The organism is Asticcacaulis solisilvae, assembly GCF_017875235.1.
Lineage (GTDB): Bacteria > Pseudomonadota > Alphaproteobacteria > Caulobacterales > Caulobacteraceae > Asticcacaulis > Asticcacaulis solisilvae_A.
Window position 1 is genome coordinate 320145 of the sequence record NZ_JAGGMI010000001.1, and the last position, 16773, is coordinate 336917.

A 16773-nucleotide genomic window follows, 5' to 3' on the forward strand; every position below is an offset into this window, starting at 1 on the left:
GCCCTTGCGAAACAAGGCCATTACACAATTGTTAGCGCTAACGGAAGAAATGAGTTTCACGCGCTCTTCCCGCTCGCGGGGAGAGCGCTGGGGTGAGGGGCAAATCAACCTTGACCACAGGCATCGCAACCGCCGCCAAGGCTTATGTCACCTCAGTTTACCTGTCAGCTCCGAAGGCGCCGCCGGCAAAATCAGCCCGTATTCCTGAGCGCCGCCGAGATGCCATTGACCGTCAATTGCGCGGCCAACTGCACCAGTTTGTGATCGTTACCACGGCGCAGACGGCCGATCAGATGCACCTGAAGACGGTTAAGCGCATCGAGCACCGGCTTCGACCGTTCGATCTGGCCGCGCAGGCGCTCATGCGTCGACAGAAGCGTCGAGGCGCCGCGAATGCGCAGGATCAGCGCCACGGTGTCGTCGAACTCGCTTCGGATCTGGGCGAAGATGCGTTTGGCTTCCTCGGGCTCGGTCGCAAGCGCCACGTAGGACTCGGCCACGCCCATGTCGGCCTTGGCCATGCCCATTTCCATATTGGCCAGGAAGACGTCGAAGAAGTCCCACTTGACCATCTCCTGCAGCTCGGCGTCGGTAACACCGGCCTCGCGCACGCCGGCGGCAAAGCCGTACCACCCCGGCAGCATGAGACGCGACTGCGACCACGAAAACACCCACGGAATGGCGCGCAAGTCCTCGATCTTGCCGGAAGCCGTACGCGATGCCGGGCGCGAACCGATCTTGAGGCCCGAGATTTCCGAGATCGGCGTCACCGAACGGAAAAACGCGAGAAAATGCGGATCGTCATAGACCAGACCACGATAGGCCTTGAACGAGGCTTCGCAGATTCGATCCATGACCGGCGTGAAGCGCGCCTCCAATTCGCTGTCGCCGGCCGGACGCATGGTGTGGCCATTGGGCTTGGATGCCAGGAAGGTCGCGGCGGCAAAGGCGTCGAGCGTCTTTTGCGCCACCTGCGGATTGCCGAACTTGCGCGCGATCATCTCGCCCTGTTCGGTGACGCGGATCTGTCCGCCGACGGTACCTTCCGGCTGGGCCAGGATGGCTTCGAAGGCCGGACCGCCGCCGCGCCCGACGCTGCCGCCGCGGCCATGGAACAGGCGCAACTGCACCTTGCTCTCGTCGCAGACGGCCTTGACGGCCTTCGAGCCCTTGTGCAGCGACCAGCGCGACGCCGTATAGCCGCCATCCTTATTGGAATCCGAATAACCGAGCATGACCTCCTGGATCAGCGGCCGGCCCATCAACGAGCGGACGGCGTAGTTGCCGAGCCACTTCTTCATGATGTCGGGCGCGGCTTCCAGGTCGCCGATGGTCTCGAACAGCGGCGAAATCTTGATCATGGTATGCGGCTGGGGTCCGCCGCGCACCAGGCCGGCCTGCTTGAGCAGGACCAGCGGTTCGAGGATGTCGGAGACCGACGCCGCCTTGGAGATGATATAGGCGCCGAAGGCTTCCGGGCCGAAGGTCTTGATCAGTGCGGCGGCCGCATCGACGATCTTCAGCTCGCGGCGCGTCTCGTCGGAATAACGCGCATAGGGCCAGCGTAAGATGCGGTCATTGGTCAGTTCCGCCAGCAGCAGCGAGCAGCGCTCGCTTTCCGACATGCCGAGATAGTCGATGAGCTCCGACGACTGGGTGAACAGCTCGGCGATCACGCGCTCATGGACGTCCGAGTTCTGGCGAAGGTCGATGGCCAGCAGGTGGAAGCCGCACGAGCGCGCAATGCGGATCAGGCTCTTCAGCGTCTTGCCGACCATGCGCTTGCCGCCATGTTCGGCAATCGAGTCGCACAGGACCTTGAGGTCCTTGATGAAGGCGTCGCAGGTCTCATAGGGCGGGGCCGCGACATTGCCGCGGCGGTCGTCCTCGTCGAGGATCAGGCTGCGCGTCCGCGCCAGCCGGTCCTTGATCCAGGCGATGGCGCGGCGATAGGGCTCGTCGACACGATGGATATTGCCGTCCATCGACTTGCGCGACATTTCGAGCAACGATTCCGATACCTTGGTGAGTTCGTCCGACAGGGTCAGTTCGGTGTCGAGCTGTTCAAGCTGCGTGAAATAGAAGCGGAAGGCCAGCCGCGCCTGCGTCTTGATGGCGTAGTTGAGCGTCACCTCGTCGACGTGCGGGTGGCCGTCGCGGTCGCCGCCGATCCAGGTGCCGAGCTTCAGCACACTCGGCAGGGCGCGCTCGATGTCGAGGTTACGCCCCCACTCGTTATACAGCGACACCAGCGCCGGCAGGATCGAGCGTTCGACGTGCCCCAGAAGATTGTTGATCTCGTCCTTGACCGTGATCCGCTCGGGCCGGTTCAGGCGCGTGTTCCACAGAAGCGCGATCGCGCGATAAAGCTCGTCCTCGATCGTCTTCTTGTCGCTGCCGGACTTCTCATAGGCCTGCAGCAGTTGCGTAATCTCGGTCTCGCGCATGGTGACACTGGCGCGGCGCATCTCGGTCGGATGGGCAGTGAAGACCGGCGAGGCCAGGATATCAGCCAGCAGCGTCTCGACCTCTCCTTGAGTCATGCCCTCGCCCTTTGCCGAGGCCACGGCATTGGTCAGGGTCGTCGCCTGACGCGAACCATCCGAGGCGGTGAACTTGTCGACCATTTTCAGCTGATCGACGTCCTCGGAGATCACCTGCAGCGTCGACAGGCAGGTCATGATGCGCGCGGCGTGGGCAGCTTCGGACTCGCTCAAGGCCGCCAGATCGCACTTGCCGGCGATCAGTCCATCGATCAGGTCGAGGATATGGTCGCGACCGAAATCGCGCACCGCCTCATGCAACAGGCCGTCCAAAAGCGCGATATGATGCCTTACGGGATCGAGAGAAGTGTCATCCATGGCATCCGCCTCCACACACAAATCAAGCACAGATTAGCGGGAAATTTGTGCACTGCAAAGCAGCCCATCCGACGCCGGATGAGTGGCACCTGAACAGGTAGCGATAACAGTCCAGTCAAAACAAGACCTTGTAATATGAAAAATTTTCCTGAAATTTTTTCATATTGTGAACTCTGTTGCACGCGCAACAAATTATCCGGGTACCGTTTCTTTGCCATTTCTAAAGTTTTTTCGCGTAATGCTGGTGGACAGCCTGAACGAAAACAGGGTTTCCCATGGCAAAAGCCTCCTTCCACCGCCACCAGCGGGTCTATGTCGAACCGGTCGGTACCTGGGCCGTGATCGACAAGGTCAATCCCGTCTGGGTCAAGGGTTTCGACGAACCCGTCCGCGTCACCTACGACTGCGGCCTGGGGCGCGATTTCTCCGCGGAGGAACTGACGGCCGATACCCGCAACAATGAGGCGTCGGACAAGCAGCCGGGCATGGGCCATTGGCGCTTGATGCGCGCGCGCAATAAGTGGCAAAGCCCGGACGAAAGCCGTCACCACCCCTTCCCCGGCACCTATCCGGTCGTCGTCACCGACGTCAATGACTGGGGCGGCTGGCGTGTGCCAGGCGCCGAATACGAACGTGATCCCGACCTGATCGAAATGCAGGCCCGCCTGATCGCCGCCAGCCCGGCGCTTTACAAAATCGCCAAGGACCTGCGCGACTATGTTCGCCAGAATACCGACGTCGATGACGACATCATTACCCTGGCCAAGCGCGCCGAACAGCTGCGCAAGATCATCGACGGGGATGCCCTGGCGACGGCAAAAGCGGCGACGGCTTAAAGCCTTTCTTACTTTATCCCACCGCAAAACAATTGCCGGGTGCTGCAATCTTTGAAATGAGTCCCTAAATCGACTCGACGCTTAGAGATTGCAGGACGCCCGCCCATGCGCACCGACACACCCCAGCCTATCCGCCTCACCGACTACAAGGCGCCGGAATTCCGCATCCCCGAAGTCGAGCTGGACTTCGCCCTGGCGCCCGAAACGACGCGGGTCATGGCACGGCTGATCCTGGAACGCCAGGCGCCCGGTCCGCTGGTCCTGATGGGCGAGCGGCTGAAGCTGATCAGCTTGCGCATAGACGGCAAGGCGCTTGGCGAGGCCGACTATCAGGTCACCGCCGAAACCCTGACCATCGCCGACGTTCCGGACCGTTTCACGTTGGAAACCGAGGTCGAGATCAATCCGTCGGATAACAAGACGCTGGAAGGCCTCTACATGTCGTCCGGCCGCTACGCCACCCAGTGCGAGGCCGAAGGGTTCCGCAAGATCACCTACTTCCTCGACCGGCCCGATGTCCTGTCGAAATACCGCGTCCGCATCGAGGCGCCGAAGGCCGACTTCCCGCATCTCCTGTCGAACGGCAACCTGATCGAGACCGGCGACCTGCCTGAAGGCCGCCACTACGCCCAGTGGGAAGACCCCTTCTTCAAGCCCTGCTATCTGTTTGCCCTGGTCGCCGGCGAACTCGACGTCCTGGAAGACGCCTTCACGACCATGTCCGGCCGGAGCGTCGCGCTGAAAATCTATGTCGACACCGGCATGAAGGCGCGCGCCGCCTACGCCATGGACGCGCTCAAGCGCTCGATGAAGTGGGACGAAGACGTCTATGGCCGCGAATACGATCTCGATCTGTTCATGATCGTGGCGGTGCGTGACTTCAACTTCGGCGCCATGGAAAACAAGGGGCTGAATATCTTCAACGCCTCGTTGCTGCTGGCCGATCCCGCGACCGCGACCGACCTCGACTATGAGCGCATCGAAAGCGTTATCGCCCACGAATATTTCCACAACTGGTCGGGCAACCGCGTCACCTGCCGCGACTGGTTCCAGCTGTGCCTGAAGGAAGGCCTGACCGTCTATCGCGACCAGGGCTTTTCCGGCGACATGCGCGGCCATGCCGTCGCCCGCATCAAGGACGTCAAGGCGCTGCGCGCCCGCCAGTTTCCGGAAGATTCCGGCCCGCTGGCCCATCCGGTCCGCCCGTCGTCCTACGTCAAGATCGACAACTTCTATACCGCGACCATCTACGAAAAGGGCGCCGAGATCGTCGGCATGCTCAGGACCTATGTCGGCCCCGAAACCTACCGCAAGGCGCTCGACCACTATTTCGAGACCAATGACGGCACGGCGGCGACGCTCGAAGACTTCCTGAAGAGCTTTGAAGCCGTCACGGGCGAGGACTTCTCGCCGTGGCTGCAATGGTACACCCAGGCCGGGACGCCACGGCTCGACATCACGCCGGTCTATGATGCCGCCGGCCAAACCCTGACCCTGAAGCTGCGCCAGAAGACCCTGCCGACGCCAGGCCAGCCGGACAAGTCGCCCGTACCGATCCCGCTGCGTTTTGGTCTTCTGACCACGCGCGGCGCGCCCATGACCTATAATGGTGGCACCGCCAGCGAGAGCCTGCACGTCCTGCGCCGTGAGGCGGAACACATCGTGCTGACCGGCGTCACCGAACAGCCCGTCGTGTCGGCGTTGCGTCACTTTTCGGCGCCCGTCATCCTGACGGTCGAGGAACCGCGCGACCACGCCTTTGCCCGTTTCAAGGGCGACGCCGATCCGTTCAATCGCTGGGAGGCGGCGCAAGGCCTGGCGCGCGCCATCATCCTCGATCCGGAACCCGCACCCTCCCTGATCGACAGTTTCGCCGACGCGCTGAAGGCCTGCCTTGAGGACGACAGCCTGGAGCCCGCCTTCAAGGCGCTGATCATGGCCCTGCCGACCGAGGCGGACCTGGCGCAATCCATGAGCCCGATCGATCCCGCCTTTATCCACAAACAGCGAACGGGCCTGAAAACAGCCTTGTCGGACAGGCTGAACCACCTGTTGCACGATCTGTATAACGCGATCATTCCACCGGTCGCGTTCAGCCCGGACGCCGAGGCCGCCGGCCTGCGCGCCTTGCGCAATGCCCTTCTGGACCTGATGCTGGCCGGTTATAACGACAGCCACAACAAGGAAGGCCTGGTCGCCCTGGCCGAAGCGCACTTCGTCAACGCCACCAATATGACGGACATGGTCGGCGGCATCACCGCCCTGATGTCCGTCCAGGGCCAGCCGTACCAAAAGGCGCTCGACGCCTTCTATCACCGTTTCAAGGCCGAACCGCTGGTCATCGACAAATGGTTCGCCCTGCAATCCAGTTGCCCGCACCCGGCGACGCTGGAGCGCGTCCAGGCGCTCAAGTCCCACCCGGATTTCGATGCCAGGACGCCGAACCGCTGGCGCGCCCTGGTCCAGGCCTTCGCCGGCAACCAGAGCGTCTTCCACGATCCGTCCGGCGCGGGCTACGCCTTCCTCGTCGAGCAGGTGCTGATGGTCGATGCCTTCAACCCGATGACGGCCGCGCGCCTGATCGAGCCGCTCAGCCGCTTCCGCTTCTACGCCGCGCCTTGGAACGGCCTGATGAAGGACGCCCTGCAAACCATCGCCAAGGCGCCCAACCTGTCGAAGAACGTCGCCGAACTGGCGACCAAGGCGCTGGAAGGGTAACCGAAGGCTGGGTTATAGCATTCTATTAACCCTTCTTAAGCCATTGGCCTTCATAGACTGTGAACGGGTTGCCTGCCACGCGTGGGCTTGAGTGAAGGACAGGATATTGGCAGGCCTCGAACGCGTCAGGTTCCTGGTAGTGGACGACAACGCCCACATGATCAATATTGTCAAAACGATCCTGCGCGGCTTCGGCGCGACCCAGATCTTCGAGGCCAAGGACGCCACCGACGCCTTTCACCGCCTTAAGCACGATTCGATCGACATAGTGGTCACCGACTACCAGATGGAAGTCCTGGACGGCATCGAGTTCGTCAAGCTGGTGCGTAATTCGTCCGACAGCCCGAACCGCTATGTCCCGATCATCATGCTGACGGCGCACTCGGAGCGCTCGCGCGTCCTCGCCGCGCGCGACGCCGGCGCCAATGAGTTCTGCTGCAAGCCGGTAACGGCGCAGGAGCTCTATCGAAAAGTCGTCGCCATCGTCGACTATCCCCGCCCCTATATCAAAACGAGCAGCTATTTCGGCCCGGACCGGCGCCGCCGCATGGACCCGAAGTATGACGGCCCGGAACGGCGCGAAGGCTGGACGGCCGATCACCAGCCGCCGAATAACAGCCGTGGCGAAGCGGCGGCCAGCTAATTTTTCATTTGCGGCGGCGGATAATCATACCGCATAGCCGTTATTCGAATTCATCTGACCTTAAGACTCTCGACAATAGATTAACAGGGCGTTTACCCTGTTTGTTAACGCGAATCACGGACACCTTGGCGGCCCCCGGAAACCCGAACGCGGTTTTCGGAATAGCGCTGAAAAAACAATAACCTGCGGCTCATCGCATGATCATTTCGGATCAGACGGCGGGCGCGGAAGCAAAGCGAATCAAAGCTTGACGGCACGGCGCCCACATTCCCGCATCCGCCCGGCACCGCCGGAAGCGAAGGCGCGCGCCGCAACTTCACCGGACGACAGCGTGACAGGCGGTATTACCCGGGCGGCCCTGAGCTTCATTCCCAATACCGTGCCGCTATGGATGCGGCTGACCATACTGGTCCTGCTGCTGGGCATGGGGCTGTTCTCGGCCCTGTCGACGCTGCAGCTGGGGAATTCCCTGTCGGCCGACAAGGATCGCCAGGGCGAAGTCCTGCTGGAAGGCGCGGAAATGGGGGCGGCGCGCGCCGAAGCGCGGCTGGGGCTGGCGCGGGCGGCCCTGGAAGCCAGCGCCGACCGTATCGCGCTGGCGCCCACAGATACCTTAAGCGCCACCGAGACCGGCCTGCGGCTGGCGCGCGGCAACCTGTCCAGCCTGGCCGTCGTCCGCGTCGAAGGCGGCGACGGCACGATCGCCGCGATGTCCGGCAATGACGACCATGCCCTGGTTCGCAAGGCGGCCGAAGCCGCGGCGGCGAAAACCGGCCGGCGGCTGGCCATCGATGTGCTCAATTCCCGCCTCAGCGGTCAGGCCCGCGCCTATATGACGCTGGAAACCGCCGGCGGTATCCTGGTCGCGCGTCTCGACCCCGCCGTTCTCTCGACGCCCGGTGACGGCCGTCTCGGCCTGCTGGTCGACAAGGATGGCGTGATCCTGGCCGCGTCCGACAGCCGCATGGTCGGCCTGGACACCGACACGGCGCTGGCCGTCGCGCCGGCGCAACTGCGCGATCGCGCCGACAGCCGCGACCTTATCCAGGGCGCGCGCGAGGGCGCGGGCTTCGTGAAGATCGCCTCGGCGCGTATCAGCTCCGACAACGGCGAGGGCCTGCTGGTCCTCAACGCCATTCCGACCGAGCCGTTCTTTTCTGTCTCGGCCAGCCTTATCACCGGCCTCCTGTTCATCGGCGGCCCCCTGCTGGTCGGCGTGCTCTTCACCCTGCTGCTGATCTACCAGGCGCGGCGCGGCCGCAGCCAGACCCTGCAGTTCCAGGCCAGCGAACAGCGCTACCGGCTGGCGGTCGAGGCGGCGCACTGCGGCATCTGGGACTGGGACCTGGAGCAGGATCTGATCTACATGTCCGACGTCACCGGCGTCATGCTGGGCTGGGGCGGTGGCGGCGTGGCCTCGACACCCGAGGTCCTGGCGCGTCTGGCGGCCGACCATCGTGACGCGGTGACGAAAGCCTTGATGGATGCGCGCCTGACCGGCGCCTTCGATGTGTCGTTTCGTGTGCCGCGTGAAGGCGGGCGGTCCTTGTGGATCGACGCGCGCGGCCAGGCGGTCGGCGAACGCTCGGCCTCCGGCTTCACACGCCTGTCGGGCGTGGCGCTCGACGTCACCGACGAACGCACGGCGCAGATCAGGGCCCAGCGCGCCGAGGCGCGGCTGCTCGACGCCATCAACTCGGTGTCCGACGCCTTTGTGCTGTGGGACCGCCACGGCCGCCTGACCATGTGGAACAAGACGTTTGGCACCACCTTCAACATCGATGAACGGTTCCTGCGCCAGGGTACGCCGCGCGACCTGATCGAGCAGGTCATCCAGATCGCCATCCGGCGCCAGGTTCCGGTGGCTGACGGGCGCGACGGCGTCATCGAGGCCGAGTTGAACAACGGCCACTGGATTCAGATATCGGAAAGCCCGACGCGCGAAGGCGGCCGCGTCGTCACCAGCGCCGACATCACCGCCGTCAAGGTCCAGGAAGAGTTGAGCCGCCGGAACGAGGAACAGCTGCAGGCCCTGGTCGAGAAACTGGAGCAGAGCCGCAAGCAGCAGGAGGTTCTGGCGCGCAAGTACGAGATGGCCAAGATCCGCGCCGAGGCCGCCAACCACGCCAAGAGCGAGTTCCTGGCGAATATGAGCCACGAACTGCGCACGCCGCTGAACGCCATCAACGGCTTCTCCGAGATCATGTCGTCGGAGATGTTCGGGCCGCTGGGCCATCCGCGCTACAAGGAATATTCCGGCGACATTCTCAATTCCGGCCAGCACCTGCTGAGCCTGATCAACGACATTCTCGACATGTCGAAGATCGAGGCCGGCAAGATGACCCTGCGCTTCGAGCCCGTTAATGTCGAGGAAGTCACCGACGACACGCTGCGCCTGATCCGCCAGCGCGCCGAAAAGGCCGGCCTGAAGCTGCGCACGCACATTCCGCCGGACCTGCCCGAGATCGAGGCCGATTTCCGCGCGCTGAAACAGGTGCTGCTCAACCTGCTGACCAACGCCGTCAAGTTCACCCCCAAGGACGGGACCATCACCGTGTCCGCCGTCCGCACCGACGAAAACGTCCACATCACCGTTTCCGATACCGGCATCGGCATTTCCGAAAAAGATCTGCAGAAGCTGGCCCGGCCGTTCGAGCAGATCGACAACCAGTATCTGCGTACCAAGGAGGGGACGGGCCTCGGGCTGGCGCTGTCCAAATCGCTGACCGAAATGCATAGCGGCCGCATGGAGCTCGACAGCCTGCCCGGCGAAGGCACCAGGGTGCATCTCATCCTGCCGATCCGCCAGCCCACCAAGACCGAAGGCGAGCGCTCGGCGGACCGTGCCGCCTGAAACATGCCTGACGCCCCGCTTGCCGGATTGGCGAAAACGTGGTCATCTTCGCCTTATGAGCAAGTTCAGTATCGGTAAAGTCGCGCACCTGTGTATCGCCATCGCCGCCACGGCGGTCATCGCCTCCTGTGGAGGCGGAGGTGGCGGTGGCGGCTCGTCCGCCCCCTCCGGCGGCGGATCTTCCGCCTCAAGCAGCAGCAGTTCATCCAGTACCACGGGCTGGGTATCGGGCGTCTTCCAGGCCGCCAGCACCTTCAAGGACAAGTGCCAGGCTCCGCGCACCGGCTTTGATATCGAAGGCACGGCCTTCCCCGACAAGGCCGGCACGACGCTTGACGAAAAGAACTGGCTGCGGTCGTGGACCCACGAGACCTATCTGTGGAACACTGAGGTCATCGACACCAACCCCAACAACAGCAGCACGCGCGTCCAGTATTTTGATACGCTGAAAACCCTGCTCAAGACGTCTTCGGGCCGGGACAAGGATGAGTTTCACTTCAGCGAGCCGACCGCCGAATACCTGGCGCGGCGCAATTCGTCGGCCAGCGCCAGCTACGGCGCCGAAATCGCCATCCTGTCCGGCACGGTGCCGCGCGACGTCCGCGTCGTCTTCACCGATCCCGGCACGCCCGCTGACGGCAAGCTTCTTCGTGGCACGCGCATCCTGACGGTCAACGGCATCGACGTCGTCAACGGCGGCACGACGCAGGCCGAAATCGACACCCTCAACAACACCCTCTTCCCATCCACGGCCGGCGTCACCGCCAACCTGGTCGTGCGCGATCCGGGCGCGTCGGCCAACCGCAGCGTTACTTTGGTTTCAGCCAACCTGGTGTCGAAGCCCGTCAACCGGACGCGCGTCCTGACCGACGGGGCCGGCAGGAAGACTGGCTATATCCTGTTCAACACCTTCAGCCCCTATTCGAGCGAAAACGACATCGTCACGGCGATGCAGAGCATGAAGGACCAGGGCGTCGCCGACCTGGTGCTTGACCTGCGCTACAATGGCGGCGGCCTGCTGGCCGTGGCGTCGCAGCTGAGCTACATGGTTGCGGGCGACGCAAAAACGACCGGAAAGACCTTCGAGCGCCTGCGCTTCAACACTGCCGCCGGCACGCTCAACCCGGTGACCGGCGCCGTGAACAATCCGACGCCGTTCTACAAAACCGGCCTCGGCTTCACGGTCGCCAACGGCACTGCCCTGCCCGCCCTGAACCTGCCGCGCGTCTTCGTGCTGACGACGGGCAATACCTGCAGCGCCAGTGAAGCGGTCATCAACGGCCTGCGCGGCGTCGGCGTCGAGGTCATCCTGGTCGGCGGCAAGACCTGCGGCAAGCCCTACGGCTTCTACCCGCAGGACAATTGCGGCGAGACCTACTATACCATCCAGTTCCAGGGCGTGAACGAGGTCGGCTTCGGCGACTATGCCGACGGCTTCACAGCCGCCAACTCGACCGAAACCTACGGCGTCAAGATCGCCGGCTGCGCCGTGGCGGACGATTTTGGCCATGAGCTCGGCGACGCCAATGAAGGTCTACTGAAGGCCGCCATGACCTTTGGCGCTAACGGCACCTGTCCGGCGGCGACGATCACCGCCGTCGGCAGCAGCAGCGCGGCAAGCACCTCTTCGGGCACATCGCTCAAGCTTGAACGGCCGGAGCCCTGGATCATGACGACCAACCGCGACATGACGATGCGGCGGTAATCATGCGTCAAGGGCTCGCCACATCCCTGATCGTCATGCTGGGTTTAAGCGCCTGCCAGACCGTTGCCGGCACGCAGGCGGCGACCGTCAATCTCGATGACCCGGCGACGCGCCAAGCGCTGCAATCCGCCCTGGCGCGCGCTGTCGGCCGTGGGCGGATCGAGCTTGGACCATCGGCATCGGCCAACACGTCGAGCGTGACTGTCCTGCCCCCGCCCCTGGGCCCGCGCGAGACGCATTCCATGGCCCTGCCGGTACAGTTCGATATCGTCAGCGAAGACGGCCATTGCCTGGCTGTGCGTCGCGATACGAAAGATATCTACGACCTGCCGGGTGTGACCTGCCAAAGCCGTTGAGGTTCGTTACTTCGCCGAAGCCGATGCCGGCGCGGGCTTGCCGTTCGGCTGGGGCGCGCCGTCCTTTTCGAGGAATTTGCGGAACCGGAAGGACGGCCGCAGAATAAAGCTCGCCACGGCCTCGCGTTCCTTGGCCGACAGTTGCGCCATGTCCTCGATTAGCGCCGTCTCGATCTTGCCGCGCGCCATGTCCTCATAGGAACGCGCCTGGTCGGACAGAGCGATGACCCGCGCCGCATCATAGGGTTCGGCCGCGGCGACCTTACCGGCATCCTTCCGGAGCGTGCGCGCCTTTTCCATGTCCGGCTCGCCTTCCAGGGCCGCCTTCTTGATCACGGCCTTGATGCGCGCCTTGGCTTCCGGCGTCATTGTCTCATTCGGGTGCCCGCCCCAGTTCGCCGCGGCCGGCGGACGCTTCATGTGCTGGTTCAGCACGACGCCCGCACCGATGCCGCCGGCGATCAGGAACAGGTTCAGCGCCACGGAGACGCCGAGCAGCCATTTCAAGGTTTTCGGTGTCATCCCACGGCCTCGTCATCGAAGACCTGGGCCTGTTCCAGTACGGCCTGGGCGCGCACATCGGCAAGGGTGGACATGCTGAAGGTGATGCCGAAGATCGCACCGGCGATGCAGGCCGCCATGCCCGCCGCCGCCCACAGGACAGGCGGGCGGACTCTGGGTTTCAACACCACGACATTCCCGACGTCTTCCGGCATGCGGCGCGCCAGGTGTTCCAGGGTTTGCCAATGCAGGCTGCGGCTGTCTTCCAGGCTCAGGCGATCCGCCTCGGACAGAGTGTTGAGCAGGCCGTCGGTTATGCGCGCCTCGTCCAGCCACGACTGGACCCTGGTGGCGTGGTCGAGCATGTACGAGATGGCGCCCGCGCGCTCGGCCTGCGGCCAGCGCTTCGAATCCGCGCCATAGGCCTCGAGAATTTCCCGGAAACGGGCTTCAGTCATTACACTGGGATTGGGCATGTTACGCTCCCTTCTCCTGACGGCTCTTCCCGGAAGCCGCAGGGGTGTGGGGAATATGAGAACTCATGGCGGCGCGAAGGGCACGGCGCCCCCGCGCCAGAAGGCTTTCCAGCGCCTCGACGCTGACGTCCATGACGTTGGCGGCTTCCTGGTTGGACAGTTCCTGATAGTAGGTCAGGACGATGGCTTCGCGCTGGCGGTCCGGCAGGGCGTTGATCGCCGCCTGGACCTGGCTGGCGGTTTCGGCGGCTTCCATCTTCGCCGGCGCGCTGATGGTGCCGTCGACGATTTCGACGTCGTCGGTCGAGACCTGTTCGCGGCGCCGACGCAGACGATCGTAGCAGAGGTTCAGCGCGACGCGATGCATCCAGGTGTCGATGCGCGCCTTGCCCGGCACCCAGGTCGCCGCCTGTTTCCAGGTTCGCAGCAGGGTTTCCTGGGCGACGTCCTCGGCTTCCACGGGATCGCCCAGCATGCGCCGGGCCAGGGCCATCAAACGCGGCATCTTGCGCGAGACAAGGATCGACACCGCGGCCATATCGCCGCGTCCCATGCGCTCCAGCAGGTGTTCGTCAGGATCCGTACTCACAGCGCTCCGCGAAATAGGTGAAGGCCCTCCCGGCCAGGCAAGAATGGTCGTGTCAGGCATGGCCCGCTCCATTCCTAGCACAGAAAACCGGCCTTTGCGAACCGCACGTCATGTAAAACCGCCAACAGATGAAGCTCCCCAGCATCATGATCGTTCAACGGGGGGACATGGGGTTTCCGTCGGTCGTCTCAATATTTGGGTGTTAGCCCTCGGGCGACACGACCCGCTCGAACGCCTGGCGGGCGCGCTTGCGGATGTCCTTCAGCTTCTTTTCCAGCGTGTCGAGGCGGCGGGTATGGACCGCGCGGGCCAGCTTGCGCTGAAAGGCTTCGGGCTCGTTGTGCGGGTCGTCGTTTTCGGTCAGCGACACGCGCATCACCTGGGCCAGCGACTGCTGCACCCGCCAGGCCAGGATCAGGGCGTCGATCTCGGCGGCCGGCGCCAGCCCCGCGCGCTGCATGGCCGTCAGCGCCTGAAGCGTGCCAGAGCGCAGCGGCCCGCCTTCGGAGGCGTGGACCAATTGCAGGAACTGGGCGGCGAACTCGGCATCGACCTGACCGCCGACGCTCAGCTTGAAGTCCCAGAAGGTCTTCGCCGGCCGCTCCTTCTCCATCAGGGCGCGCATATTGAGCACGTCCAGCGCCGTCTCCCCGCGCGAGCGCGGCGTGCGCAGGATGGTCTCGACCTTCAGCCGCACCAGGTCGGCGAAATCGGCCGACGACGCCCACACGACACGTGCCCGCGTCAGGGCCAGGAACTCCCAGGTATCGGCTTCGCGCGTGTAGTAGTTTTCGAACGCCGCCAGCGACACGGCCACCGGCCCCTTGGCGCCGGTCGGCCTGAGCTTCATGTCGATTTCGTAGAGCGTGCCTTCGTGGGTCGGCGCCGACAGGGCCGCGATCAGGCGCTGCGTCACGCGCGCGAACCAGGTCTCGGCCGCCCAGCCCTTGACCGTCGATCCGGCCGACGGGTCGTCGGGCAGGTAGACCGCCATCAGGTCAAGGTCCGACGTCGCCGTCATCTCCTGCGAGCCCAGCTTGCCGAGCGCGATGATGGCGATCTGGCCGTCCAGCCGGCCGGCCTGGCGCGTCACGTCCTCGACCGCCAGCGGCGCGAGATGGCTGACGCAGGCATCGGCGACCCGGGCGTAAGCCGCGCCCGCCGCCTCAGTCGACAGCCGGCCGGACAGGATCTGCATGCCGATACGGAACTGCTGCTCGCGGCCGACGCGGCGCAGGGCATTCATTACCGCTTCGATATCGGCCGGCACGCGCTCGACCTCACGGCCGATCAGCGCGTCCAGTTCCTCGCCCAGCGGCTCGAAGAAGCCGGCGTCCAACATGGCGTCGAACGCGGTCGGGTGGCGGGCCAGCATGCCCGACAGGCGCGGGCTGAAGCCCATGATCTCAACGACCATGCTGAACAGCTTCGGATTGGCCAGGAACAGCGACTGGATTTGAACACCCGCCGACAGGGTCACGAAGAACTTTGCGAAGCGCGTAAAGGCGATCGACGGCGTGCCGGTCTCGTTCAGCGCCTCGAGCAGGCGCGGCACCAGCCGGGTAAACAGTTCGCGGCCGCGTTCCGACCGCGTCGCCGGAATGCGGCCATGGTGCCAGGACCGGATCGTCGCCGCCACCTGGTCCGGATGTTCGAAACCCATGCGTTGCAGGGTCTTGATCGTTTCCGGATCGTCCTCGACGCCGGTGAAGACCAGGCTGCCGAACGACGACGATAGCGGCTCGGCTTCGGAAAATAACTCGCCATAATGGCCATTGACCAGACGCAGGGTCCGCGACACGGCCAGGTCGAAGCGGCTGAGGTTGGAGAAGCCCGACAACACCGCCACCTGCATGCGGCCGTCCTCGGCCTCGGGCAATTCGTGAGTCTGCTCGTCGTGGATCATCTGGACGCGATGTTCCCAGTTGCGCAGGCGGACATAGGCCTGTTTCAGCTCTTTCGCGACCGCCGGCGCCAGGTGGCCGGCGCGTCTGAGGGCATCGAGGGCGTCCAATGTCCGGCGTGAACGTAGCGACGGATCGCGCCCGCCCAGAATCAACTGTTGAGTCTGAGCAAAGAACTCGATCTCTCGGATGCCGCCCGCCCCGAGTTTCAAGTTGGCGCCGGCGGCCTCCAGACGCTCATCGACCTTGTAGACGTGGATCTGGCGCTTAATCGAATGGACGTCGGCGATGGCCGGATAGTCGAGGCTGCGCCGCCAGATGAAGGGTGTCAGGTCGGTCATGAACGCCTTGGCTTCGACCGGGTCGCCCGAGACGTGGCGCGCCTTGATGAAGGAGGCGCGCTCCCAGTTCTGGCCGACCGATTCGTAGTAATTCAACGCAAACGGCACGCTGACCACGGTCGGGGTCGACGACGGATCGGGACGCAGGCGCAGGTCGACGCGGAAGACATAGCCGTCGCCGGTACGCTCACTGAGGATGACCGCCACCTGGCGCGCAACGCGGTCGGCAAAGGTCTGGGGATCGACCGTGTCCTTCAGCGGCAGGCGGTCCAGGTCGCAGAAGAAGGTGATGTCGATGTCCGACGAATAGTTCAATTCCCCCGCGCCGTGCTTGCCCATGGCCAGCACGAACAGGCCCGGCAGGACGCCGCGGTCCTTGTCCCACTTGGGATCGTCGGGCGGTAGCAGGCGCCCCTTGTCGCGCTCCTCGCGCACGACCAGCGCCAGGGCCGCGCAGGTGACGGCGTCGGCGAAGCGTGTCAGCGCCGCCGTGACGTGGTCCAGGCTCCAGACATCGCCGAGGTCGGCCATGGCGGTCAAAAGGTGCGTGTCGGCTTTGAGGTGACGCAGGATCTTCTTGGCGGCGTTGACGTCGGGTGCTTCGATCGTGGCGGCCTGGGCCTCCAGCGCTTCGGTCGCCAGCAGGATGGCCTTCAGGCGCGCTTCAGGCGCGGTGATCAGGGTTTCGCGCAGGCGCTGCGGATCGCGGCGCATCAGTCCGGCGAGATAGGGTGACGCCGCGACGATCGGGCGGATGGCGGCTTCGGCCTGCAGCAGCACGTCGCGCCAGCCCTCGGCCTTGGCGACCTCATGCAGGGTCTCAAGCGTATAATCGGCCGCACCGGCGTTCAGCACAGGCCCGCAACTGTGCAGGCGTTCGACCAGCGAGGAAAAAAGCACGTCGTTCATAGCATTCCTTGTGCCGCACCGCCGTCCGGCCCGCAAGAGCTATGGTTTGCAACGATTCAGGGATTTCGCAAAGCCATATG

Annotated in this window: 11 protein-coding genes; 6 read left to right on the plus strand and 5 right to left on the minus strand. The window is 64.2% G+C overall.

Translation table 11 applies throughout. The features are described 5' to 3' along the window. Positions 1-191: 191 nt before the first annotated feature. Positions 192-2861, minus strand: coding sequence for a phosphoenolpyruvate carboxylase (gene ppc, locus J2X24_RS01540; protein WP_209715567.1), 2670 nt, complete (start codon positions 2859-2861; stop codon positions 192-194). Between the two features lie 275 nt (positions 2862-3136). On the opposite strand from ppc, the gene J2X24_RS01545 reads away from it, so the two are divergent. The 6 genes from J2X24_RS01545 to J2X24_RS01570 all read left to right on the plus strand — a co-directional run bounded on the left by J2X24_RS01545 (position 3137) and on the right by J2X24_RS01570 (position 11973). Beyond that, positions 3137-3697, plus strand: coding sequence for a hypothetical protein (locus J2X24_RS01545; RefSeq protein WP_209715571.1), 561 nt, complete (start codon positions 3137-3139; stop codon positions 3695-3697). A gap of 105 nt (positions 3698-3802) precedes the next feature. Further along, positions 3803-6415, plus strand: coding sequence for an aminopeptidase N (gene pepN / locus J2X24_RS01550; RefSeq protein ID WP_209715574.1), 2613 nt, complete (start codon positions 3803-3805; stop codon positions 6413-6415). Positions 6416-6521: 106 nt separating this feature from the next. Then, positions 6522-7058: a response regulator gene (locus J2X24_RS01555; RefSeq protein WP_209715577.1), complete on the plus strand. Its 537-nt coding sequence runs from the start codon at positions 6522-6524 to the stop codon at positions 7056-7058. A 331-nt stretch (positions 7059-7389) separates the two neighbouring features. After that, a complete protein-coding gene (locus J2X24_RS01560; RefSeq protein ID WP_310002368.1) occupies positions 7390-9912 on the plus strand; it encodes a sensor histidine kinase in 2523 nt (840 codons plus the stop codon). A 55-nt stretch (positions 9913-9967) separates the two neighbouring features. Then, positions 9968-11617 carry a S41 family peptidase gene (locus tag J2X24_RS01565; protein ID WP_209715580.1) on the plus strand — a complete coding sequence of 550 codons (1650 nt, stop codon included), beginning with the start codon at positions 9968-9970 and terminating at the stop codon, positions 11615-11617. A 2-nt stretch (positions 11618-11619) separates the two neighbouring features. Next, positions 11620-11973: a hypothetical protein gene (locus J2X24_RS01570; protein ID WP_209715583.1), complete on the plus strand. Its 354-nt coding sequence runs from the start codon at positions 11620-11622 to the stop codon at positions 11971-11973. 6 nt (positions 11974-11979) lie between these two features. On the opposite strand, the gene J2X24_RS01575 is transcribed toward J2X24_RS01570, so the two are convergent. The 4 genes from J2X24_RS01575 to J2X24_RS01590 form a co-directional block, all read right to left on the minus strand. Then, positions 11980-12495, minus strand: a complete 516-nt coding sequence (locus J2X24_RS01575) for a periplasmic heavy metal sensor (protein ID WP_209715586.1) — start codon at positions 12493-12495, stop codon at positions 11980-11982. Beyond that, positions 12492-12950: a hypothetical protein gene (locus J2X24_RS01580; RefSeq protein ID WP_209715589.1), complete on the minus strand. Its 459-nt coding sequence runs from the start codon at positions 12948-12950 to the stop codon at positions 12492-12494. Before J2X24_RS01580 ends, J2X24_RS01575 begins: the two co-directional genes overlap by 4 nt. 1 nt (position 12951) lies before the next feature. After that, positions 12952-13503, minus strand: coding sequence for an RNA polymerase sigma factor (locus tag J2X24_RS01585; RefSeq protein ID WP_245344401.1), 552 nt, complete (start codon positions 13501-13503; stop codon positions 12952-12954). A 238-nt stretch (positions 13504-13741) separates the two neighbouring features. After that, on the minus strand, positions 13742-16693 hold the full coding sequence (locus J2X24_RS01590; protein ID WP_209715594.1) for a bifunctional [glutamine synthetase] adenylyltransferase/[glutamine synthetase]-adenylyl-L-tyrosine phosphorylase: 2952 nt from the start codon (positions 16691-16693) through the stop codon (positions 13742-13744). Between the last annotated feature and the right edge of the window lie 80 nt (positions 16694-16773).